Here is a 21,588-nt window from a genome sequence, read left to right on the forward strand (position 1 = left end):
CGCGACGCCTCTGCCACGGTCGGGACGTCACCCACGCCGTACCCGGCACCGCGTTCACCCGCTCGGGAAGAGGCTCGGCCGCCGGAGGGGCGAAACACGTCGATGACACGCCTGTAAAGCTCCCGTTGCACCCCCGCAATTCGGCTTCTATCGTGTGGGGCACCGCGCGGTTTCCTCTTCCCCGTTCCCGTCGAATGACCGTCGAAGCGCTTCGACTCTTATTCGACAGAGAGGTCATCGAATGAAAGCGGCACGATTCTCGGTGCCCGCGTTGGTCCTCACGCTGGTGTGCGCATTGTGGTCCGGCACGGCCCGGGCCGCGACCTGGTCGTCCTCCGACCAGTGGGCGACCTGGTCCAACGGCGGCTACACCCTGTACAACGACGTCTGGGGCAGCGGCGCCGGCCCGCAGACCATCTGGGCCAACTCCTACAGCAACTGGGGCGTCTGGGCGAACCACCCGAACACCGGCGGCGTGAAGTCCTACCCCAACGTCACGAAATACGTCGGCAGGTCGCTGAGCTCACTGAACTCACTGAACAGCAGCTTCAACGTCACGGTCCCCGGCTCCGGGGCGTACGAGTCGGCGTACGACATCTGGTCGAGCGACAACGCGTACGAGATCATGCTCTGGATGAACAAGACGGGGGCCGTGGGACCGCTCGGCTCCTACCAGACGAGCGTGTCCGTCGGCGGGCACGCCTGGAGCGTCTACAAGGGCAGCAACGGCTCCAACCAGGTGTTCTCGTTCGTGCGGTCGGGCAATACCTCCTCCGGAAGCGTCGACATCCGCGCCGTGCTCAATTGGATCAAGAGCGCCGGATGGTTCGGCGACGTCACCGTCGGAAACGTGCAGTTCGGGTTCGAGATAACGTCCTCCAGCGGCGGCCTGAATTTCGCGACCAACAGTTACTCGGTCTCATTCGGCTGACGAAAGACCGGCGGGTGAGGGCCGGTTCCGCGCTCGGCCCTCACCCGGCGACCGCCTGAGTGGTTTGGAGCGATCTGTCCGGAGCACAGCAGCCTCATGCGGACGGAACCCCACTCCGACGACCCCGATTCCACCGTGCGACACCGCTGGCAGGCGCTGGCGGTGTGCCTCGTCGCGGCCTTCATGACCCTCCTCGACGTCAGCATCGTCAACGTCGCGCTGCCCTCCATCCGCGAGGGGCTGCACGCGTCACCGGACGGGCTGCAGTGGATCCTCAGCGGCTACGCCCTGACGTTCGGCCTCGTCCTGGTCCCCGCCGGGCGGCTCGGCGACGCGCGCAGCCGCCGGGCGGTCTTCATGGCCGGCCTGGTGCTCTTCACCCTGACCAGCGCCGCCGCCGGCCTCGCGCAGAACATCGCCTGGCTCGTCGGCGCCCGGCTCGTCCAGGGCATCGCGGGCGGCATGCTGAACCCTCAGATCGCGGGGCTGATCCAGGTGATGTTCCGCGGGCCGGAGCGGGGCCGGGCGTTCGGGAGCCTCGGCGCCACGATCGGCATCGCCACCGCCGCGGGCCCGATCCTCGGCGGTGCGATCATCGCGCTCGCCGGGCCGATGGAGGGCTGGCGGTGGGTCTTCTACGTCAACGTCCCGGTCGGCCTGATCGCGCTGCCGCTGGCGTGGCGGCTGCTGCCGGCGCCGAGCCGGACGCGGCGTGCGCAGAGCCTGGACCCGGTCGGCGTCGTGCTCCTGGGAGCCGGAGTGGTGGCCCTGCTCCTCCCGTTCGTCCAGGAGCAGCAGTGGCACGGCGCGCTCAAATGGCTGCTGGTGCCCGCCGCCGTCGTCCTGCTGGCGTCCTTCCTGTGGTGGGAGCGGCGGCACGACGAGCCGATGATCGACCTCGGCCTGTTCCGGCTCCGCTCGTACGCGCTGGGCTCGACGATCGCGCTGCTGTACTTCGCGGGTTTCACCGCCATCTTCTTCATCTTCACCCTGTATCTGCAGAACGGCCTGCACTACAGCGCGCTGAAGGCCGGCCTGGCGATCACGCCGTTCGCGGTGGGGTCGGGGGCCGCGGCCGCCGTCGGCGGCCGGGTCGTCTCGCGGTTCGGCCGGCCGCTCGTGGCGGTCGGCCTCGTGCTCGTCGGGCTCGGGCTCGGGGGCGTGCTCCTCGCCGTGCACTTCGACTCCGGCCGGCAGGTCGCCCTGGCCACCGCCCTCCCCTACCTCGTGGCGGGGATCGGCAGCGGCCTGGTGATCGCTCCGAACCAGACGATCACCCTGTCCGAGGTGCCGCCCGAGGGCGGCGGCAGCGCCGCGGGCGTCCTGCAGACCGGGCAGCGGATCGGCACCGCGGTCGGCATCGCGGCGGTCGGCTCCGTCTTCTTCGCCGCGGTGCGCGGTACGCACGGCGGCTGGGCCACGGCCTTCCAGCACGCGCTGTACGTCGTCCTGGCGTTCGTGGTCGCCGCGCTGCTCGCCGCCTTCGCCGACCTGCTGACGGGACGCCGTACGGTCCACCATCCCGGCCGGCACGCGCGTCACCACGCGGACCGCCACCCGGTCGCGGGCGGTTAGCGGGGATGGTCCCGGGTAGGGCAGCGCGCATGGCGGAGATCTACCTCCGCGTGAACGGAAGAAAGCACACCGTGAGCAGGGAAACCATGGAGTCGCCATGACCGAACGTGATCTGCCGGACCGGGGCCAGCCGGCGAACCCGGAGGAGGTCGTCCACCCCGATCCCCTGCCGGACGAGACGCCGGGCATCGAGGAGCCCGAGGCCGACTTCATCGAGCAGCGACTCGACACCGGCCGCGAGGAGGGCGCCGCGGAGCGCCCACCCGTCGAGGAGCTCCCCGCCGACGCCAACGAGGCCGACGTGATCGAACAGCACATCACCGCCGGGGACGACCTGGACGAGGACTACTCCTGACCCGCACGTTTCGGATTCCCGACTCGGGTAGGGGTCGCGCGAGCAGGCGAAACGCGCACGCCGGGGTACGCCGGGTGAGGAGGTCGACATGCCTGAAGAACGGAACGAGCGCGAGGAGTCGGACCAGTTCGAGGAGTTCCTGGCCCGGTTCTTCGGGACGGGCGCGCCCCGGCGGCCCACCAACCGCGTCAACATCGCGCGCTTCATGACCGAGGGCGCCCGCGAACTCGTCCGCGACGCCGCCGTCAAGGCGGCCGAGTGGGGCGGTCCCGACCTGGACACCGACCACCTGCTGTGGGCGGCGACCCGCCAGGACGTGACCCGGCACCTGCTGGACCGCGCCGGCACCGATCCGGAGACGCTCGCCCGGCAGGCCGAGCGGCACGTACGGCGCGGCCCGGCCCGCGAGGACATCTCCGCGCGGCTGACCCCCTCCGCCAAGCGCGCGCTGCTGGACGCCCACCAGATCTCCCGCGCCCTGGACGCCTCCTACATCGGTCCGGAGCACATCCTGTTCGCGCTCGCGGCCAATCCCGAGTCGGCGGCCGGCCGCCTGCTGCTGGCCGCGCGGATCACGCCGGAGGCCCTGCGGTCGGCGATCGGCAGCGTGCCCGGCGGCTCCACCGCCCACCCGCCGTCCGACACGCCCACCCTCGACCAGTACGGACGCGACCTGAGCGCGATGGCCGGCGAGGGCAAGGTCGATCCCGTCGTCGGCCGCGACGAGGAGATCGAGCAGACCATCGAGGTGCTGTCCCGGCGCACGAAGAACAACCCGGTCCTGATCGGTGACCCCGGTGTGGGCAAGACCGCGATCGTCGAGGGCATCGCCGAGCGGATCGTCGAGGGCGAGGTGCCGGAGATCCTGCGCGGCAAGCGCCTGATGCAGCTGGACCTGGCCGGGCTGGTCGCCGGAACGCGCTTCCGCGGCGACTTCGAGGAACGGCTGAAGAAGGTCGTCGAGGAGATCAGCACGCACGCCGACGAGCTGCTCGTGTTCATCGACGAGATCCACACGATGGTGACGGCCGGGGGCGCCGAGGGCGGCATGAGCGCCGGGAACATGCTCAAGCCCGCCCTGGCGCGCGGCGAGCTGCACGTCATCGGCGCGACGACCGTGGACGAGTACCGCAAGAACATCGAGAAGGACGCCGCGCTCGAACGCCGCTTCCAGCCGATCCTCGTGCCGGAGCCGAGCCCCGAGGACTCCGTCGAGATCCTCTGCGGCCTGCGGGACCGCTACGAGGCGCACCACCAGGTGCGCTTCACCGACGAGGCGCTGGTCGCGGCGGTCGACCTGTCGAGCCGGTACCTCACCGACCGGTTCCTGCCGGACAAGGCGATCGACCTCATCGACCAGGCCGGCGCCCGCGTCCGGCTGCGCACCACGACGCCCGGCCGCAACGTACGGCGCCTGGAGGAGGAGCTGGACCACCGCCGGCGGGAGAAGGACCAGGCCGTCGCGGACGAGAAGTACGAGAAGGCCGCCGCCCTCCGCGACCAGATCGTCGAGCTGGAGGAGCGCGTCGCCGCCACGTCCGGCGAGGACGACGAGACCGCGACGGTGCCGGAGGTCACCGCCGAGGACATCGCCGAGGTCGTCTCGCGGATCACCGGGATCCCCGTCGCCCAGCTGACCGTCGAGGAACGCGAACGCCTGCTCCGGCTCGAGGAGCACCTGCACGAGCGGGTCGTCGGGCAGGACGAGGCGGTGGCCGCGGTCGCCGAGGCGGTCCGCCGCTCCCGCGCGGGGCTCGGCGACCCGGACCGGCCCATCGGCAGCTTCCTGTTCCTCGGGCCGACCGGCGTCGGCAAGACCGAACTGGCCCGCGCGCTGGCCGAGGCCCTGTTCGGCAGCCAGGACCGGATGGTGCGCTTCGACATGAGCGAGTTCCAGGAGCGGCACACGGTCAGCCGGCTCACCGGCGCGCCGCCCGGCTACGTCGGTTACGAGGAGGCCGGTCAGCTCACCGAGGCCGTACGCCGCCGCCCGTACTCCGTCGTGCTGCTGGACGAGATCGAGAAGGCGCACCCGGACCTCTTCAACGTCCTGCTGCAGCTGCTCGACGACGGGCGCCTCACCGACGCCCAGGGCCGTACGGTCGACTTCCGCAACACGGTCGTCATCATGACCAGCAACCTCGGCTCCGACGTCATCGGCACCGGCGGGCTCGCGACCGGATTCTCCGACGCGGGCGGCGGGGAGGACGCGTCACTGCGCGAACGGGTCATGCGGCGGCTGCGCGAGGCGTTCCGCCCGGAGTTCCTGAACCGCGTCGACGAGATCATCGTCTTTCGCCGGCTCGACACCGAGCAGCTGCGCCAGATCACGGACCTGCTGCTGGACGAGACCCGGCGCCGCCTGCGCGCACAGAACCTGTCGATCGAGTTCACCAAGGAGGCGGTGGACTGGCTCGCGCGCCGGGGCCACCAGCCGGAGTTCGGCGCGCGGCCGCTGCGGCGGACGATCCAGCGCGAGGTCGACAACCGCCTGTCGAGCATGCTGCTGGGCGGCCGGCTGGGCCCGGGCGACGACGTCCGGGTGACCGTCCACGACGATCGGCTGGAGTTCGCGGTGACGAACCCGAACGGCGACCACGCCACCATCGCCGCCCCGGCCCACCGGCAGGCCTGAGCCGCCGCCACGGGAGGCGGGCGCCCGGCCGTGCCGCCGAACCGGCACCGGGCGGCCAGGTGATCCGTCCGGCCGGTCAGCCGGCCGTCGTGACCGTCGCGTCGCAGGCGGCGGCCCGGTCCAGGAGCAGCGTGCGCTCCCGGTCGTTCCGGGTCAGCGACGCGGCGCGCTCGAACTCGGCGCGGGCCTCCGCGCTCCTCCCCAGCCGTGCCAGGAGGTCACCGCGCACGCTCGGCAGCAGGTGGTAGTCCTTCAGGGCGGGCTCGCCGGCGAGCCTGTCGACGATCCGCAGTCCCTGCTCCGGCCCGTACGCCATGGCGACCGCGACCGCGCGGTTCAGCTCGACGACGGGGGACGGCGTGACCGTCCCGAGCGCCTCGTAGAGGGTGGCGATCCGCGCCCAGTCCGTGTCCTCCGCGGTCGGCGCCTGGGCGTGGCAGGCGGCGATCGCGGCCTGCAGCATGTACGGGCCGATTCCGCCGCCGACCTCCTCGGCCCGCAGCAGCGCCGCGAACCCGCGGCGGATCAGCAGGTGGTCCCAGCGCGCGCGGTCCTGGTCGAGGAGCTGGATCGGCTCCCCGGAGGGGCCCACGCGCGCGCGAAGGCGGGACGCCTGGATCTCCATCAGCGCGACCAGGCCGTGGACCTCCGGCTCCCTGGGCGTCAGCTCGGCGAGGACCCGGCCGAGCCGCAGGGCCTCCTGGCACAGCGCGGGCCGCGTCCAGTCGTCCCCGGCCGTCGCGGAGTACCCCTCGTTGAACACCAGGTAGAGGACCTCCAGAACGGAGGACAGACGGGCGGCCCGTTCCGCCTCCGGGGGCACCTCGAACGGGACCTTCTTCGTGGCGAGGGTCCGTTTCGCCCGGACGATCCGCTGGGCGACGGTCGCCTCGGGAACGAGGAACGCGCGCGCGATCTCATCGGTCGTCAGCCCGCCCAGCAGCCGGAGGGTGAGCGCGACCCGCGCCTCCGTGGACAGCACCGGGTGGCACGAGATGAACATGAGGCGCAGCAGATCGTCGCCCAGGTCCTCCTCCAGCGCGGCCTCCAGCTCCGCGTCGGTGGGGTCCTGGCGCGTCTCCAGGTCGCGGCCGATCTCCTGCTGCTTCTGCTCGAACCGCTTCTCCCGGCGGATCCGGTCGATCGCCCGGTGCTTGGCGGTGGCCATGAGCCAGGCGCCCGGGTTGTCCGGGACGCCGTCCTGCGGCCACTGTTCGAGGGCGGCGACGAGCGCGTCCTGCGCGAGCTCCTCGGCGACGCCGACGTCCCGCATCATCCGGGTGAGGCCGGCGATGATCCGCGCCGACTCCAGCCTCCAGATCGCGTCGATCGTCCGGTGCACATCGGGTGTCGTCACGGCCCGATCAGAGCACCGCCGCCCTCCTCGGCGCAACCCGTCAGCGACGCTCCGCGATTCACGGACGCGGCCACGCCGCGGTGCCACAGGACCTACGGGCGGCCCCGCCCTGCGATGGACGACCCGGGCGACGCGCCGTCGCCGACCCCGTACCCCTTTCCCAAGTTCCCCGTACCTTTGCTCTGCTCACCTCCGGTAGGCACCGGACCGTTCCAGGTGCCTACTCGGGGTGAGCAGAGCAAAGAGCGGCGGAAGCGCGGGGGGCTACTGGCCGGGGCCGAAGACCTCGCGGATCTCGCCCTCGCCGTCGCCGACGATCTGCCAGAACCGCTTCGACAGCTCGATGGCCTCCTCCTTCGAGCGCACCTCGATCAGCGCGAAGCCGACGACCGCCTCCTTCGCCTCGGTGAAGGGCCCGTCGGTCACCGTGATCTTCCCGCCCTCGGACTTGATGTAGGTGCCCGCGGGGTTCAGCCCGCCGGTCGCCAGCAGCACGCCCGCCCGGGTCATCTCATCGATGAACTTGCCCATCTCGACCATGAGCTTCTCGTCGGGCGGGCCGCCCGCGGACTGACCGTCCTTGGTCATCATCAGGAACCGCATCGTCGTGTCTCCTTCGTCTCCGGGCGAGGGTCTTCTCCGGGCGGGCCGGATGAGCCGGTCGGCTCTTCTCGCCTCCGCCCACACGTCGAACGGGGACCGGCCCGATCGACACGTCGGGCCGAGATTCTTCTACGGACCGCCCCGCGTCGTCTCGGACGGCCGCCGGACGGCGCGCTGAGCAGGGACGAAAGGAATCTCGGAAAAAAAACTCGGACGAGGTGTCGATCCGGCGGGTCGCCGTTCGACGTGTGAGCAGAGGCCGGGAAACGCCGCGGTCCGACTGAGAGGAAGACGCCATGGTCGCCACCCAGACCACCACCGCCCGCACGGCCACCGTCGCCGCCCGCACGGCCGGCGCTTCGCGCCCGGCCGACAGGCGCGCCGTGAACGTCGCCCTGTGGACGATTCAGATCCTGCTGGCGGCGTTCCTGCTGATCGCCTCGGCCGCGCCGAAGTTCGCGGGCCAGCGTGACGCGGTGGAGACGTTCGCCAAGATCGGCTGGGGCCAGTGGTTCCGGTACGTCACCGGCGTGGTCGAGGCCGCCGGCGGGATCGGCCTGCTCGTCCCCCGGCTCGCCGCCTGGGCGGGGCTCGGTCTGATCGGCCTGATGATCGGCGCGGTCATCACGCAGGTCTTCGTGCTGGTGCCCGCCTTCGCGGTGCTCCCGGCGGTGTTCGGCGTGCTGTTCGCGGTGATCGCCCGGGTGCGCATGCCGCAGGCCGTCTCCCCGGCCGCCCTGTTCAGGCGCTGAGATCACCGCCCCCACCGACGGCCGCCGGCCCCTCTGGGCGCCGGCGGCCGTCGGCTCGTCAACGGGCCGGTCGGCCGGGCCCCTGCCGGGCGGCTTCGAACGACCGGCGGGCGCCGGACCGCATGAGCCGGCGTTCGTCCTCGTCGATTCCGCCCCAGACGCCGTGTCCCTGCCCGGTCTCCAGCGCGTAACGCAGGCAGTCCTGACGCACCGGGCACCGTCCGCAGACCACCCGCGCCTCGGAGACCTGGACCGGAGTCAGACTTCCGCTCCCGATCGGGAAGAAGAGCTCCGGATCCACCTTCTGGCATTCAGCGCGGTTCATCCACGAGACGTCGAAAAGCATGAGGAAATCCCAACGGTGTGCTTGGGGCGTATCGGTACTTGGGGATGTATCGGCGGTCGCGGCCGCCGCCTGACTGAGACCGCCCTACTGCCCGCCCGATTCGGGGTCATGCACGCGAGCACGAAGAGTAAGGCATCTATAGCTGACAGGTAAGGACCGATTGCCGCCGGTCCGGCATGGGGAGGTACGGCCGAGGACGACTCGGCCGGAGGAGGACGGGTGGCGAACCGCGATGACCAGGGACGACGGCCCGAACGGTGGCCGGTCCGGCGGCGTCCGCGGACGCGCTGGGCCGAGCAGGAGCCGACCGTCGGCCAGGCCGACGCCGCGGTGATCGGCGCGGCGCTGAAGCGGGCGCGGGCGCGGCCCTCCGGGAACTGGTTCGCCGTCGCCCCGAGCGGTGAGGTACGGGCGGACCGGCCGCTGGGACTCCGGGTCCTCGGCAGGGAGCTGGTCGCCTGGCGGGACCGGGCCGGCGCGGTGGTGGCCGGGCCCGGTGCCTGTCCGCACCTGGGCGCGCCGCTGGCGCATGGCCGGATCGTCTGCGGCGACCTGGTCTGCCGATGGCACGGACTGCGGCTGACCCCGGACGGCGGAGCGGGCTGGCGGCCGCTGCCCTGCCATGACGATGGCGTCCTGACCTGGATCCGGCTCGACCAGGCCGGTGAGGAGCCGTCGCCCCGGCCGGTGCTGCCCGTCCGGCCGCGGCCGGCGCGCAGCCTGCACGCGGTGATCCGGGCGGTGGGCGCGTGCGAGCCGGAGGACGTGGTCGCCAACCGGCTCGACCCGTGGCACGGCGCCTGGTTCCATCCGTACTCCTTCACCCGCCTGCGCGTGACCCGCGTCCCGCCCGACGGCGCCGGGGACATCGACGACCGGTTCCTGGTCGAGGTCACCTACCGCCTCGGCCCCCGGCTGGGCGTGCCGGTGCTGGCCGAGTTCACCTGCCCCGAGCCCCGGACGGTCGTGATGCGCATCGTCGAGGGCGAGGGCGCCGGCAGCGTGGTCGAGACGCACGCCACCCCGCTCGGGCCCGGCCGGGACGGCCGCCCGCGCACCGCGGTGCTCGAGGCGACGATCGCCACCTCGGAGCGTCCCGGGTTCGCGGTCGCGCGGGCGGCGGCCCCGGTCGTACGGCCGCTGATGCGGCGTGCGGCGACCCGCCTGTGGCGCGACGACCTCGCCTACGCCGAACGCCGCTACGCCCTGCGCGCCGGAGCCCTCTGACCGCGCGCGGAATATCGCCGCCGCCCTCGACCGGCGACGGCGCGCCGTCAGTGAGCCGGTGCCAGGTCGGCGAGGCGGCGCAACACGGCCACGCGCCCGCGCAGCGGGACGGTGGTCAGCGGATGTCCCGCCAGGCCCCAGCGGGTCAGCAGCCGGTTCGCGGCGTGCCAGCCGGTGGTGGCCGCGCGTTCCATCAGCGCGACGGGCAGGTCGACGCGGACGCCGTCGCCGGCCAGGACCAGCCCCGGCACCGGCCCGTCCACGGTCGGCCGCCGCGTGAACGTGCCGGGCGCGAACAGCGGGCAGTCCCGCCGCCACTCGGTCACGTCGCCGACGATCGCGGGGTCTCCGGTCTCCGGATAGACCTCGTGCAGGCGGCGCAGGAGACGCGCGGAGGCCGGGCCCCGCGCCCCCGTCACCGCGTACGCGTGCAGTTCGACGACCGACCCGCCGGTGGCGCGGGCCCACGACGCGGCCTCCTCGTCGTAGCGGTTCAGCACGCTGACGTTGTCCAGCGGCGGGAGGCCGCCCGTGGCCAGGAACGCCGGCCGGTGCGCCGCGACGGGCCGGTCCAGCCAGAGGCGGCGCACGAGGTACGGCGGCGCGGTCTCCTGGCCGGCGACGCGACGCCGCCACTCCGGGTCGCCGAGTCCGGGGGACGCGGCGACGAGATCGCGCAGGCCCGGCACGTCCAGGGCCAGCACGACCGCGTCGGCGGGGCGGCCGCCGTACGAGGTCTCCACGGTGAACCCGCCCGGCCGGGGCCGTACGGCGTCGACCGCGGTGCCGGTGCGCACGTCCGCGCCCAGGTCCGTCAGGTGGCGGCCGGCCGCCGCCCACAGGTCCCCCAGCGGACGGCACGGCACGTCGAACAGCAGGCCCTCGGCCGAGCCGAGGAAGTACAGGTGGAACATGACCGCCAGTTCGGCTGCGGACAGCCGGTCCGGCGGCGCGAAGAAGCTGCGCGAGAACACGTCGAACGCCAGGTGCCGGGCGGCTGCCGGGAAGCGCAGCCGGGCCAGGAACTCGGCGGCGTCCAGGTGGTCGAGCCGCCGGTAGGTGCCGGGGACGGTGACGTTCATGAGCGGGAGGGCCGCGCGGGCGTTCAGGCGCAACAGGTCCCGCGCCGTGAAGGTGGGGCTGCGCAGGGCGAAGGCGAGGGCGTTCCACGGCGGGACGGCGGGCAGGCCGCGGAACGTGTCGATGCGCCCCGCCGCGTCGACCAGCGGATAGTCCGGCAGCGCCGTCAGCCGGTCGAGGCCCGGATCGGTCCGGCGCAGCAGGGCGCGGAGGTTGTAGTACTGCCGGAAGAACGCGTGGAAGCCCCGGCTCATCCCCACCCGGTCGCCGCCGGGCAGCGTCGCGGTCCAGCCGCCCGCCCGCCCGCCGAGATGGTCCTCGCGCTCGTACAGTTCGACGGCGACGCCGCGTTCGGCGAGCGCGGTCGCGGCGGTGAGACCGGCGATCCCGCCGCCGACGACGACGGCGCGGGGCCGCTCGGCGAGCGCGTCGGCGTGCGGGCGCCCGGGCGGCGGCGGGTGACGCACCCGCCTGCGATCCCGGCTCGAGTGCTCATCGATCCGGCTCCTCCGCTCGCTCACGGGGCCTCCGCGCGGAAGGTGTGGACGATGCCGCGCTGCCAGCCGCCGGCGGTGCGGGTCCGGACGCCGGTGAAGCCCGCGCGGCGGAGCCGGCCGGCGAGCGCCTCCGGGGAGTCGAAGTCCAGCGCGCTGCGCCACAGGTAGCGGTACAGGCCGGCGTCCCCCGTCAGCAGCCGCCCCGCCGGGATGATCACGCCCCAGCAGACGGCGTGCCACACGAGCCGCGCGGCCGGCCCGTCGCGCAGCGCGTAGTCGTGGACGACGAGGACGCCGCCGGGGCGCAGCAGCGACCGCAGCGCCGCCGGCGCCGCGTCGCGGGCGGGGAGGTTGCGGAGGAGGTAGGCGGCGAAGACTCCGTCGAACGGCCCGCCGAGGTCCTCGGCGGACAGGTCCTGGACCAGGCCCTCGACGAACCGTACGGTGACGGGCCACGGTTTGGCGCGGGCCCGGGCGAGCATCCCCGCCGACGCGTCGATGCCGACGATCTCGGCCCGTGGAGCCATGGCGACCAGCGCGGCGGTGGAGGCCCCGGTGCCGCAGCCGGCGTCGAGCAGCCGTGTCCCCGCACCACCCTCGGGCAGCGCGAACGCTCGGGCGGCGTGGCGCAGGCCGGCGTGGTAGCCGGGGTTCGCGCCGACGAGCCGGTCGTACGCCGCCGCGTGCCGGTCGAACGCGGTGGGGACCTCGGTCCGGAGCAACCGCCCGCCGCTCATCGATCCGCCGTCTCGTCCGGCCGCTGCCGCTCCCAGGCGAGGAGAGTGGCGGTGACCAGCGCGAACCCGAACAGGAAGTCCTCGACGGGGATGTCGAACGGGAAGCGCAGCCCGGTGATCCCGCGCGGGTCGTACACGACGACGGGCGACGGCAGCCGCGTCAGCCGGCCGTCGACGACGACCTGGAAGCCGAAGACGATCAGCATCGTCAGCCAGTACGCCGGGCGGCGGAACAGCCCGGTGCGCAGCCACCAGCGTTCGAGGGCGACGACGGCGGCCACCGACAGCAGGGCCGGGACCGTGTACCCCGCCCCGGTCATGAGACCTCCTTCGTCGGCCCCATGACCAAGGTGCTGTGCTTCTTGACTGCCTCGCTTCGCTCGGTCATCGCCGCCGCTCCGTTCGCGCCCGGACCGGTGCCCGCAGGAGCATGCGCCGTACGGTCTCCAGGGTCAGCACCGCGCAGACGGGCACTACGAGGAAGAACAGGGCCTCCTCCAGCGGCACCGACAGCGGCAGTCGGACGCCGACCAGGTAACGCCGGTCGTACCACCAGACGCCGGCCGCGATCGCGACCGCGTCCCAGGCGAGGAAGGCGGCAGCCACGGGCAGCACGGCGCGTGCCAGCCGGGCCGGGCGCCGGTACACCCGGCTGCCGGACAGCTCCAGGGGCAGCGTGACCGCCAGGCAGCCGGCCAGGAGAAGCAGATAGCGCAGATGGTCCACCTCACCGCCTCCGGGCGGGAGGCGCGTGCACCGCCCGCGTCCACAGGGTGCGGCCGAACGCCGACCCGGCCAGGGCCAGCCGCCGGCCGGTTCCGACGCTGACCCGGCCGGCGAAGACGTTGTGACCGCGGTCCTCGATCCGGTCGAGGATCCGGGAGTACAGGGCGTGCGCGGTCGCGATGCAGGGCCGCGAGGCCGGGTCCAGCAGGGCGATCCCCGGACGGGCCAGCCGGTAGATCGCCCGGGTGCGGCCGATCTGGTCCGCCAGCGCCCGCCGCACCCGCGGGTCGACGCGGCCGGTCCGCCGGCACCAGGCGAGCAGGTCGCGGTCGACGCCGTAGGCCGCGAGTTCGTCGGCGGGCAGGTACACCCGGCCCCGGTCGAGGTCCTCGCCGACGTCGCGCAGGAAGTTGGTCAGCTGGAACGCCCGCCCGAGGGCCGTGGCGGGCGGCACGGCCTCCGCCGGATCGCCGACCGTGCCGAGCACGGGCAGCATCTGCAGGCCGATGACCTCGGCCGATCCGTACATGTAGTCGCGCAGGGCCGCACGGGTCGGGTAGCCGGTGACGGCGAGGTCCATCCGCATCGAGCGCAGGAACGCGGTGAACAGCGCGCCGGCGATGCCGTACCGGCCCGCGGTGTCCACGACGGCGGCCAGGACCGGGTGGTCGCTGCGGCCGGCCCGCAGACCCGCGGTGAGGGCGGCGGCGACGTCGTCGAGCAGCGCGGCGACCCGGTCGGGTCCGTGCCCCGGAGCGGGCTCGTCGACCAGGTCGTCGGTGTGCCGGGCGAAGCCGTACAGGGCGTGGACCGCCGGTCGCCGGGACGGCGGGAGCAGCCGCGTCGCCAGGAAGTACGTCCGGCCGTGCCGGGCGTTGAGGGCCCGGCACCGGCGGTACGAGGCGCGCAGGAGCGGATCGGTGATCCCGGCGGCGTCCAGTTCGCGGCGCGCCACCACCGCCTCCCGCCCCTCCCGGTGCTCGGCCCGGCCCGTCATCGCGCGCCGTTCGCGGGGACGAGCCGGCCTCCCGGGTCCGCGACGAGCGCGCGCCGCTCCCGTGGAACGCCGGTGATGCGATCGGCCGCGAGCCGTCCGGACATCAGGGCCGACGGGACGCCCACGCCGGGCACCGTGCCGCAGCCCGCGAGCACGGCGTTCTCCGCCGAGCGCGGGACGTTGCCGGGCCGGAACGGCCCGGTCTGCCGGAACGTGTGGGACAGGCTGAAGGGCGTGCCCGCGACCAGGCCCAGCCGGTCCCAGTCCGCCGGAGTGATCAGGTGGAGCGTCTCCACGGTGCTCGGCGCGAAGCCGAGCCGGCCCGCCACGACGTCGAGCATCCGGCGGGCGTACGCGGGACCGGTGCCGTCCCAGTCGGCGGGCCGGTCGGCGAGGTTCGGGACGGGGGCAAGGAGCGACAGGAGCTCCCGCCCGGGCGGGGCGAGGGAATGATCGGTCGCGGTCGGCCGGGTCAGCAGGAGCGACGGGTCGCGCATCAGCCGGCCGGAGAGGACCAGGTCGTCGAACACGCCCTCCCACGCCTGCCCGAACAGGAGATTGTGGTGCAGGGTCCCCCTCCACACGCTGGGCGCGGACAGGTGCAGGACCACCGCCGAGGGCGCCGGCCGCAATGCACAGACGCGGTGCGGGGAGCAGCCCAGCAGGCGGTACGCCACCCCGAGCTCACAGCTGATCACGACCGCGTCGCACCCGATCCGGTCCCCTTCCTCGGTGCGGACCGCGATGACGCGGCGGCCCCGGCGCTCCAGCGACGCGACGGTCGTGGCGTAGCGGAAGGTGACTCCGGCGGCCGCGGCCGCGGCCGCCAGGGCGTCCGGCAGCGCGCGCATCCCGCCGTACGGGAAGTAGACGCCGCCGATCGTGTCCATGTAGGCGATCACGGCGTAGAGCGCGAGCGCGCTGCGGGGCGCGACACCGGCGTACAGCGCCTGGAAGGTGAAGACCCGCTGCAGCCGCTCGTCGTGGATGAACCGGCGGACCGCGCGCTCCCACGGGCCGAACCCGCCCAGGAGCGTCAGCTGCGCCAGGTGCGGCCCCAGCAGCCGGAGCGGCGAGTCGACGTTGGCGCCGATGAACCTCTCGAACTCCACCTCGTACAGCCGGAGCAGCCAGCGCCGGAGCCGCCGGTAGCCGGCCGCCTCCTTCGGCCCCGCGAAGACGCGGATCTCCTCGGCCATCGCCTCCGCGTCGGGGCGGACGTCGAGGACGCTCCCGTCGGCGAAGTGGGCCCGGTAGGCGGGGTCCAGCCGGATCAACCGAAGCCGGTCCCCCATCGACGCGCCGACCGCCGCGAAGGTGTCCTCGACGACGCCGGGCATGGTCAGCACCGTCGGCCCGGTGTCCAGGAGATGGCCCGCGACGTCGCGGCGGCCGGCCCGGCCGCCGGGCACCGCGTGACGTTCGACGATGGTCACCTCACGGCCGCGTCCCGCCAGGTGCAGCGCGGCGGACAGACCTGCGAGCCCGGCACCGATCACTACGATCCGGTCGGTGCTCCCCGCGACGGTGCGCATGCCCCTCGGGTACCCGCACAGCCGCCTCCCAAGCCCCTCCAGCCCAGCATCGCCGCAGGTCAGGCTGATAATGCGGGGTTTGACGCGGAAAATCCCGGCGCATCGCACCGCCCGGATTCCGGCTCGCGAGGGCCGGCCTCAGCGCCTCGGCGAGGGCCGGCCTCAGCCGCCCTGACAGGAGCCGGCCTCAGCCGGTCTTGGCGAGGGCCTGTTCGAGGTCCGCCCACAGGTCGTCGGGGTGCTCGACGCCGACGGCGACCCGGATCGTGCCGGCGCCGAAGCCCGCCGCCCGCAGCTGCTCGTCGCCGAGCATCCGGTGGGAGGTGCTCGCTGGGTGCAGGACATAGGTCTTCACCCCGCCGAACGACGGCGTGAGGGCCGCCAGGCGTACCGCACCGGCGAAGGCCGCGCCGGCCTCGCGTCCCCCGGTCAGGTCGAAGGCCAGCACGCCGCCCTGCCCGTCGGGCATCAGCCGGACCGCGACCTCGTGGTCCGGGTGGTCCGGCAGGCCCGGGTAGCGGACGGACGCCACCGCGGGATGGCCCGCCAGCCGGGTCGCCAGGTCGAGGGCGTTGTCGCAGTGCCGCCGCATCCGCAGGGCCAGGGTCTGCATCCCCCGTACGGTGAGCCAGGACGCGAACGGGTCGGCGGAGGCGCCGAGTTCGGCCGCGTAGTGCCAGACCTTGCGGTGCAGCTCCTCGGCGGCGAACACGGCGACGCCGCCGAGCACGTCCGAGTGCCCGCCGAGGTACTTGGTGGCCGAGTGGACCACGACGTCCGCGCCGTGCGAGATCGGGCGGCACAGGATCGGGCTCGCGAAGGTGTTGTCGACCACGCTGAGCACGGCCGCCTCCTTCGCCACGGCGATCAGCGCGGGCAGGTCGACGACCTGGGTGGTCGGGTTGGCGATCGTCTCCAGGTAGAGCACGCGGGTGTTCGGGCGCAGCGCGGCGCGGACCTCCTCGGGGTCGGTGCCGGAGACGTACGTCACCTCGACGCCCCATCGCCCGGCGAGGTCGTCGAGCATCCCGATCGTTGCGCCGTAGAGGCAGCCCTGGGCGACGACGTGATCGCCGGAGCTCAGCACCGCGAGCAGCACCGCGTTGATGGCGCCCATCCCGGAGGCCGCGGCGAGCCCCGCGACCCCGCCCTCGAGGTCGGCCACCGCCTCCTCCAGCACCCGGACGGTCGGGTTGCCGAGCCGGCTGTAGAAGAACGCGCCGTCGGGACCGCCGAACGCCTCGGCCATCACGTCGGCGTCGTCGAAGGCGAACAGGTGCCCCTGGTAGATCGGCACCCCGACCGGGCGGCTGCCGGTCACCTCGACGACGGGCGGGTGGACGGTCCGGGTCTCGGCGTGCGGTTTGTCCTGCGGTGAGGTCATGCGTCCCATCTTCGGCCCCGAACCGCCCGATGGCCAAAACGTCGCTCCACAGGTTATTTGTCGTCTGTGGACGACAAATATGCTGGGCCTGATCCCCGACCGAGGACGTCCATGGACATCGCGCAGCAGCCTCTGCCCGCCTACTACCGCCTGAAGCGGCGCCTTCTCGCCGACATCGAGAGCGGTCACTACGGCGCGGACGGCAGGCTGCCCACCGAGCACGCCCTGTGCGCGGAGTACGGCCTGAGCCGTACGCCGGTGGCGCGGGCGCTGTCGGAGCTGGCGGCCGAGGGGGTCGTCGTGCGGCACCGGCGCCGTGGCACGTTCGTGAACCCGGAGTGGATGCGCGCGCTGCGCGCGGCTCCGGAGGTGTCGGTGATGACCTGCGACCAGGCGTGGGAGGACCAGCTGAGGGAGGCGGCCGGCAACGACCTGCGGCTGTCGATCACGTCGGCGCCGCTGAGCGAGCTGCGAGCGATGTTCCGCCGGGCGATCGCCGAGGGACGGGGCCCGGACCTGGCGCTGGTCGACTCCGTCTGGGTGGCGGAGTTCGCCGAGTCCCACATGCTCACGCCGATCGGCGAGCTCGACCCCGAGTGGGTCGCCGAGCACGACGCCGACTTCCTGCCGCCGTTCGCCGACGCGTACCGCCTGGCCGGCGACGGCATCGTGGCCGTCCAGGCCCAGGCGGACGTCACCGGCCTGTGGTACCGCCGGGAGGCCCTGGACGCCGTGGGCGCCTCCCCGCCCGGCACCTGGCGTGAGCTGCGCGCCCTGGGCCGTGCGCTCGCCGCCGGCCTCCCCCGCGACCGGTACGCCCTGGTGATGCCCGGCGGCCCGGCCGCGACGGAGACGGCGACGTACGCGCTGGTCGGCCTGCTCGCCGCGAACGGCGCGACGATCTTCACCGCCGACGCGGTGACGCTCGACTCCCCCGCCGCCGTGGAGACGCTGCGGTTCCTGCGCCGGCTCGTCGACGACGGGGTCCTGCCGGCCGAGGTGGTGACCTACGACCGGCACCGGGCGGCCCGGCTGCTGGCGGCCGGGCGCGCGGACCTGTTCGTCGGCGCGAGCTACCACGCCGAGCTGATCGCCGCCGAGACCGGCACCGCGCTGCCCGAGGTGGGCGAGCGGTTCGGGTTCGTTCCGCTGCCCGCGGGCCCGCACGGGCCGCCGGCGATCCTGTGCGGCGGGATGGTCTACTGCATCCCGCGCCAGGCACGGAACCCTCGGCTGGCGATGCGGCTGCTGCGCGCGGCGACGGCTCCGAAGCGCCTGGCGGACCTGTGCGCGGAGACCGGCCAGCTCCCGCCGCGCCGCAGCGTGCTCGACGCCATGGCGCCGGTCTCGCCGTTCCACGCCCAGACGGCGGCGCTGCTGGAGCACGCGGTCATGCGGCCGTCGGCGCCGGTGTACGCCCTGGTCTCCGCGCAGCTCCAGACGCTGCTCGAAGGCGTGCTGACCCGGCGGTGGAGCCCGGCGGCGGGCGTCGCCCTGGCCGCCGACCGGATCAGCGCGATCACGGGCCTCCCCGTCGTCCGCGCCTGACCGCCGATCCGCACGCGCCCGACCGGCCGACGTAACGCGTTCGTAACCCATTCGCCCGCCCCTCTTGACGTGGAACGCTCCAGCTTTCACATTTGCCACAGCACAGTGGCAAATCCCCCTGGAGGGAGCGCACATGCGGCGGAAGTCAGCCCTCGTGATGACGGCGGTCATGGTCGCGGCGACGGCGAGCGCCTGCGGCGGCGGATCCTCGGACAGCAAAACGATCAAGGTCGCGTACCAGAAGTTCGGCAACTTCATCGGTGCCGACGAGCTGTTCAAGAAGATCAAGCCCGTCTTCGAACAGCAGAATCCCGGCCTCAAGCTCAAGCTCATCCCGATCGAGGCGGATGAGAACTCCTACTACACGAAGCTCAACCTCATGCGGCGGTCTCCCAAGACCGCCCCGGACGTCGCCTACGAGGACACCTTCTTCGTGAACTCCGACGCCGAGGCGCGCTTCCTCATGCCGCTCGACGACGATCTCAAGTCCTGGCCGGACTGGTCGCAGTTCGTCGACGCGGCCAAGGCCGCGGGCCGGGCGGCCGACGGCCACACGTACGGCGTTCCGATGGGCACCGACACCCGCGGCCTCTGGTTCAACAAGCAGATCTTCGCCAAGGCCGGGCTCCCGGCGAACTGGCAGCCGAAGACCTGGAACGACATCCTCGCCGCGGCCCGGCAGATCAAGGCAAGGGTCCCCGGCGTGATCCCGCTCAACGTCTACGCGGGCAAGGGCGTCGGCGAGGCGTCCTCCATGCAGGGCTTCGAGATGCTGCTGTACGGCACCGACGACAAGCTGTACGACGACCAGACCAAGAAGTGGGTCGTGCCGAGCAGGGGCATGGGCGCCGCCTTCGACTTCCTCAAGACGGTCTACTCCTCCGGGCTCGGACCCACGCAGCAGCAGGCCCTCGACCCGCACTGGAGCGACAACGTCGGCGGGCAGGAGCTGCCGAAGGGCAAGCTCGCCATCGCCCTCGACGGCTCGTGGCTGCCGCAGGCGTGGATCCCCGGCGGGGCGAACGCCTGGCCGCAGTGGTCCAGCGTCCTCGGCACCGCGGCCATGCCCACCCAGAACGGCCAGGCTCCCGGCAAGGTGTCGCTGTCCGGCGGCTGGCTGCTGTCGGTCGGCGCCCGCACCAAGAACCCGTCGGCCGCCTGGAAGCTCGTGCAGCTCGCCCTGAACAAGGAGAACTCCCTGTTCTTCTACATCAAGGCGACGCAGGTGTCGGTGCGCAACGACGTCGCCGCGGACCCGAAGTACCTGGAGGGCAACCCGACCCAGAAGTTCTGGACCGACCTGGTGTCCGTCACGCAGTACCGGCCCGCGTACAGCGTCTACCCGCAGATCTCCAACCAACTGCAGGCCGCGACCGAGGCCGTCGTTACCAACCAGGCCTCCCCCCGGTCCGCGATGAACGACTTCGCCGGTCAGGTCAAGCAGATCGCCGGGCCGGACAAGGTGGAGGCGAAGTCCTGATGCGCCGCACGCGCTCCCGCACCGAGGGGACGCCCTGATGGTCGCCGTGGACCTGCCCGAGCGCACCGCCACCCGCCGCCCGCCCGCCCGGCGCGGGCGGCGGGCCGCCGGACGGGCGCTGCCGCTGGTGCCCGCCTTCGGCCTGCTCGCGCTGTTCTTCGTCGGGCCGATCCTGTGGTGCGTCTACGCGTCGTTCACCGACATCGCGCTGACCGGCGCGGGCGCCAGCACGCCCCACCTGGTGGGCCTGCGCAACTACCGGCAGATGTTCTCCGACCCGACGTTCACCAAGTCCCTGTGGCTGACCGTCGTCTTCCTCATCGGATCCGCGATCATCGGGCAGAACATCGGCGGTCTCATCCTGGCGCTGCTGATGAACGGCCGGCGCCGGATCGTCCGCACGGTGGTGGGCATCATCGTCGTCGGCGCCTGGGTGCTGCCGGAGCTGGTCGCCGGGTTCATGTGGTACGCGTTCCTGTCCGACACCGGCACCCTGAACGCGATCCTGCACGCCGTCGGCCTGCACGGGAAGAGCTGGCTGTACTCGATGCCGCTGGCCTCGGTGACCATCGCCAACATCTGGCGGGGCACGGCGTTCTCCATGCTCGTCTACTCGGCGGCGCTGTCGAACGTGCCCGATGAGCTGCTGGAGGCCGCCGCGGTGGACGGCGCGTCGGCATTCGCGCGGCTGCGGCACATCACGCTGCCGCTGATGCGGCGGGCGATGCTGACGAACCTCATGACGATCACCCTGCAGACGCTGGGGGTCTTCACCCTCATCTTCGTGATGACGGGCGGCGGCCCGGGGACCAAGAGCCAGACGCTGCCGATCTACATGTACCAGGAGGCGTTCAAGTTCTACCACCTCGGCTACGGCGCCGCGCTGGCGATCGTCCTGCTCGCCGTCGGCGGGCTCTTCTCGATCGTGTACCTGCGGGGCATGCGCAAGGAGGTGTGACGATGCCGGTTCCGTCTCCGACGGCTCCCCGACGACGCGCCGTCGCGGCGGTCGCGTACCTGATGCTCGCGCTGGTGGGGCTGGCCTTCCTGCTGCCCTTCGGGTGGCTGTTCCTCGCCTCGATCTCCGAACAGCCGACTCTGAGCACGTCCATCCCCGACCGGCTGACGCTGCGGAACTTCACCGACGTGCTCACCGGCGACAACCTGCACGCGCTGGCCAACAGCCTGGTGCTGTCGATGGGCGCCGCGCTACTCACCCTGCTCCTGGCCGCCCCGGCGGCCTATCCGCTGTCGCGGTACAGCCAGCGGTTCGGGCGTCCGATCCTGTTGGGGCTGATCTTCGCGACGTGCCTCCCGGTCACGGCGATCATGGTTCCGGTGTACGGCCTGTTCGTCCAGTTGGACCTGCTCGACTCGATTCCGGCCACCACACTGTTCCTGACCGCCACGGGGCTGCCGATGGCGATCTGGATGATGAAGAACTTCATGGACGACGTGCCGATCTCCCTGGAGGAGGCGGCGTGGGTGGACGGCGCCTCCGGCCTACGGGCCCTGCTGCGGATCGTGCTGCCCCTCATGGTGCCGGGCACGACCGTGGTGTTCACCTTCACCTTCGCGCTCACCTGGGGCAACTTCTTCGTCCCGTTCATCCTGCTCATCGATCCCGCGAAACAACCGGCCGCCGTGGCCATCTACCAGTACTTCGGAACCCAGGGCGGGTACGCCTCCTACGGGCTGCTGGCCGCCTTCTCGATCCTGTACTCGCTGCCCGTCGTCCTGCTCTACGCCGTCGCCCAGCGCACGCTGGGCAACGCGTTCGCGATGCAGGGCGCCGTCAAGGGCTGAGCCGGAGGAAAGCCTTC

Annotated in this window: 20 protein-coding genes; 10 read left to right on the forward strand and 10 right to left on the reverse strand. The window is 72.8% G+C overall.

Annotation, left to right across the window (positions count from 1 at the left end; translation table 11 throughout):
* The first annotated feature begins 241 nt into the window (after positions 1-241).
* The 4 genes from NDW01_RS30535 (at position 242) to NDW01_RS30550 (ending at position 5,496) form a co-directional block, all read left to right on the forward strand.
* Positions 242-931, forward strand: a complete 690-nt coding sequence (locus NDW01_RS30535) for a glycoside hydrolase family 12 protein (RefSeq protein WP_252827787.1) — start codon at positions 242-244, stop codon at positions 929-931.
* Positions 932-1,027: 96 nt separating this feature from the next.
* Entirely contained in the window at positions 1,028-2,506 is a 1,479-nt protein-coding gene (locus NDW01_RS30540; protein WP_252827788.1) for an MFS transporter, read from the forward strand.
* 97 nt (positions 2,507-2,603) lie between these two features.
* Positions 2,604-2,861, forward strand: a complete 258-nt coding sequence (locus NDW01_RS30545; RefSeq protein ID WP_252827789.1) for a hypothetical protein — start codon at positions 2,604-2,606, stop codon at positions 2,859-2,861.
* A gap of 88 nt (positions 2,862-2,949) precedes the next feature.
* Positions 2,950-5,496: an ATP-dependent Clp protease ATP-binding subunit gene (locus NDW01_RS30550; RefSeq protein WP_252827790.1), complete on the forward strand. Its 2,547-nt coding sequence runs from the start codon at positions 2,950-2,952 to the stop codon at positions 5,494-5,496.
* A 76-nt stretch (positions 5,497-5,572) separates the two neighbouring features.
* Here NDW01_RS30550 and NDW01_RS30555 read toward each other — a convergent pair whose 3' ends face one another.
* Both NDW01_RS30555 and NDW01_RS30560 read right to left on the reverse strand, forming a co-directional pair.
* Positions 5,573-6,853, reverse strand: coding sequence for an RNA polymerase sigma factor (locus tag NDW01_RS30555; RefSeq protein ID WP_406567773.1), 1,281 nt, complete (start codon positions 6,851-6,853; stop codon positions 5,573-5,575).
* 264 nt (positions 6,854-7,117) lie between these two features.
* A complete protein-coding gene (locus NDW01_RS30560) occupies positions 7,118-7,456 on the reverse strand; it encodes a YciI family protein (RefSeq protein ID WP_252827791.1) in 339 nt (112 codons plus the stop codon).
* A 296-nt stretch (positions 7,457-7,752) separates the two neighbouring features.
* On the opposite strand from NDW01_RS30560, the gene NDW01_RS30565 reads away from it, so the two are divergent.
* A complete protein-coding gene (locus NDW01_RS30565) occupies positions 7,753-8,208 on the forward strand; it encodes a DoxX family protein (RefSeq protein WP_252827792.1) in 456 nt (151 codons plus the stop codon).
* Positions 8,209-8,266: 58 nt separating this feature from the next.
* Here the strand turns inward: NDW01_RS30565 and NDW01_RS30570 are convergent, their stop codons facing one another.
* Positions 8,267-8,554, reverse strand: coding sequence for a WhiB family transcriptional regulator (locus tag NDW01_RS30570; RefSeq protein ID WP_252827793.1), 288 nt, complete (start codon positions 8,552-8,554; stop codon positions 8,267-8,269).
* Between the two features lie 219 nt (positions 8,555-8,773).
* On the opposite strand from NDW01_RS30570, the gene NDW01_RS30575 reads away from it, so the two are divergent.
* Positions 8,774-9,781: a DUF5914 domain-containing protein gene (locus NDW01_RS30575; protein ID WP_252827794.1), complete on the forward strand. Its 1,008-nt coding sequence runs from the start codon at positions 8,774-8,776 to the stop codon at positions 9,779-9,781.
* A 47-nt stretch (positions 9,782-9,828) separates the two neighbouring features.
* On the opposite strand, the gene NDW01_RS30580 is transcribed toward NDW01_RS30575, so the two are convergent.
* The 7 genes from NDW01_RS30580 to NDW01_RS30610 form a co-directional block, all read right to left on the reverse strand.
* Positions 9,829-11,382 carry an FAD-dependent oxidoreductase gene (locus tag NDW01_RS30580; protein WP_406567774.1) on the reverse strand — a complete coding sequence of 518 codons (1,554 nt, stop codon included), beginning with the start codon at positions 11,380-11,382 and terminating at the stop codon, positions 9,829-9,831.
* Positions 11,379-12,095: a class I SAM-dependent methyltransferase gene (locus NDW01_RS30585; RefSeq protein WP_252827795.1), complete on the reverse strand. Its 717-nt coding sequence runs from the start codon at positions 12,093-12,095 to the stop codon at positions 11,379-11,381. The genes NDW01_RS30580 and NDW01_RS30585 overlap by 4 nt, the downstream gene beginning before the upstream one ends.
* Positions 12,092-12,415, reverse strand: a complete 324-nt coding sequence (locus NDW01_RS30590; RefSeq protein ID WP_252827796.1) for a lycopene cyclase domain-containing protein — start codon at positions 12,413-12,415, stop codon at positions 12,092-12,094. The genes NDW01_RS30585 and NDW01_RS30590 overlap by 4 nt, the downstream gene beginning before the upstream one ends.
* Positions 12,416-12,479: 64 nt before the next feature.
* Positions 12,480-12,821: a lycopene cyclase domain-containing protein gene (locus NDW01_RS30595; protein WP_252827797.1), complete on the reverse strand. Its 342-nt coding sequence runs from the start codon at positions 12,819-12,821 to the stop codon at positions 12,480-12,482.
* Position 12,822: 1 nt separating this feature from the next.
* Positions 12,823-13,818: a phytoene/squalene synthase family protein gene (locus tag NDW01_RS30600; RefSeq protein ID WP_252827798.1), complete on the reverse strand. Its 996-nt coding sequence runs from the start codon at positions 13,816-13,818 to the stop codon at positions 12,823-12,825.
* Positions 13,815-15,353: a phytoene desaturase family protein gene (gene crtI / locus NDW01_RS30605; protein ID WP_252827799.1), complete on the reverse strand. Its 1,539-nt coding sequence runs from the start codon at positions 15,351-15,353 to the stop codon at positions 13,815-13,817. Before crtI ends, NDW01_RS30600 begins: the two co-directional genes overlap by 4 nt.
* Positions 15,354-15,540: 187 nt before the next feature.
* Positions 15,541-16,737, reverse strand: a complete 1,197-nt coding sequence (locus NDW01_RS30610; protein WP_252827800.1) for a trans-sulfuration enzyme family protein — start codon at positions 16,735-16,737, stop codon at positions 15,541-15,543.
* Positions 16,738-16,848: 111 nt separating this feature from the next.
* Here NDW01_RS30610 and NDW01_RS30615 point away from each other — a divergent pair, with 111 nt between their 5' ends.
* The 4 genes from NDW01_RS30615 (at position 16,849) to NDW01_RS30630 (ending at position 21,571) form a co-directional block, all read left to right on the forward strand.
* Positions 16,849-18,285 (forward strand): extracellular solute-binding protein, encoded by a 1,437-nt coding sequence (locus tag NDW01_RS30615; protein WP_252827801.1) that lies wholly within the window; start codon positions 16,849-16,851, stop codon positions 18,283-18,285.
* 133 nt (positions 18,286-18,418) lie between these two features.
* On the forward strand, positions 18,419-19,765 hold the full coding sequence (locus tag NDW01_RS30620) for an extracellular solute-binding protein (RefSeq protein WP_252827802.1): 1,347 nt from the start codon (positions 18,419-18,421) through the stop codon (positions 19,763-19,765).
* Positions 19,766-19,802: 37 nt separating this feature from the next.
* Positions 19,803-20,723 carry a carbohydrate ABC transporter permease gene (locus tag NDW01_RS30625; protein ID WP_252827803.1) on the forward strand — a complete coding sequence of 307 codons (921 nt, stop codon included), beginning with the start codon at positions 19,803-19,805 and terminating at the stop codon, positions 20,721-20,723.
* A gap of 2 nt (positions 20,724-20,725) precedes the next feature.
* Positions 20,726-21,571 (forward strand): carbohydrate ABC transporter permease, encoded by an 846-nt coding sequence (locus tag NDW01_RS30630; protein WP_252827804.1) that lies wholly within the window; start codon positions 20,726-20,728, stop codon positions 21,569-21,571.
* Positions 21,572-21,588 lie beyond the last annotated feature (17 nt).

Origin of the sequence: Actinoallomurus soli (genome assembly GCF_024055715.1) — a bacterium.
Lineage (GTDB): Bacteria > Actinomycetota > Actinomycetes > Streptosporangiales > Streptosporangiaceae > Actinoallomurus > Actinoallomurus soli.

Coding starts and splice junctions, on each gene's coding strand:
- NDW01_RS30600 (WP_252827798.1), bottom strand. CDS start 13,818: ATGACGGGCCGGGCCGAGCACCGGGAGGGGCGGGAGGCGGTGGTGGCG.
- NDW01_RS30570 (WP_252827793.1), bottom strand. CDS start 8,554: ATGCTTTTCGACGTCTCGTGGATGAACCGCGCTGAATGCCAGAAGGTG.
- crtI (WP_252827799.1), bottom strand. CDS start 15,353: ATGCGCACCGTCGCGGGGAGCACCGACCGGATCGTAGTGATCGGTGCC.
- NDW01_RS30545 (WP_252827789.1), top strand. CDS start 2,604: ATGACCGAACGTGATCTGCCGGACCGGGGCCAGCCGGCGAACCCGGAG.
- NDW01_RS30615 (WP_252827801.1), top strand. CDS start 16,849: ATGGACATCGCGCAGCAGCCTCTGCCCGCCTACTACCGCCTGAAGCGG.
- NDW01_RS30620 (WP_252827802.1), top strand. CDS start 18,419: ATGCGGCGGAAGTCAGCCCTCGTGATGACGGCGGTCATGGTCGCGGCG.
- NDW01_RS30535 (WP_252827787.1), top strand. CDS start 242: ATGAAAGCGGCACGATTCTCGGTGCCCGCGTTGGTCCTCACGCTGGTG.
- NDW01_RS30550 (WP_252827790.1), top strand. CDS start 2,950: ATGCCTGAAGAACGGAACGAGCGCGAGGAGTCGGACCAGTTCGAGGAG.
- NDW01_RS30630 (WP_252827804.1), top strand. CDS start 20,726: ATGCCGGTTCCGTCTCCGACGGCTCCCCGACGACGCGCCGTCGCGGCG.
- NDW01_RS30585 (WP_252827795.1), bottom strand. CDS start 12,095: ATGAGCGGCGGGCGGTTGCTCCGGACCGAGGTCCCCACCGCGTTCGAC.
- NDW01_RS30625 (WP_252827803.1), top strand. CDS start 19,803: ATGGTCGCCGTGGACCTGCCCGAGCGCACCGCCACCCGCCGCCCGCCC.
- NDW01_RS30540 (WP_252827788.1), top strand. CDS start 1,028: ATGCGGACGGAACCCCACTCCGACGACCCCGATTCCACCGTGCGACAC.
- NDW01_RS30590 (WP_252827796.1), bottom strand. CDS start 12,415: ATGACCGGGGCGGGGTACACGGTCCCGGCCCTGCTGTCGGTGGCCGCC.
- NDW01_RS30565 (WP_252827792.1), top strand. CDS start 7,753: ATGGTCGCCACCCAGACCACCACCGCCCGCACGGCCACCGTCGCCGCC.
- NDW01_RS30610 (WP_252827800.1), bottom strand. CDS start 16,737: ATGACCTCACCGCAGGACAAACCGCACGCCGAGACCCGGACCGTCCAC.
- NDW01_RS30560 (WP_252827791.1), bottom strand. CDS start 7,456: ATGCGGTTCCTGATGATGACCAAGGACGGTCAGTCCGCGGGCGGCCCG.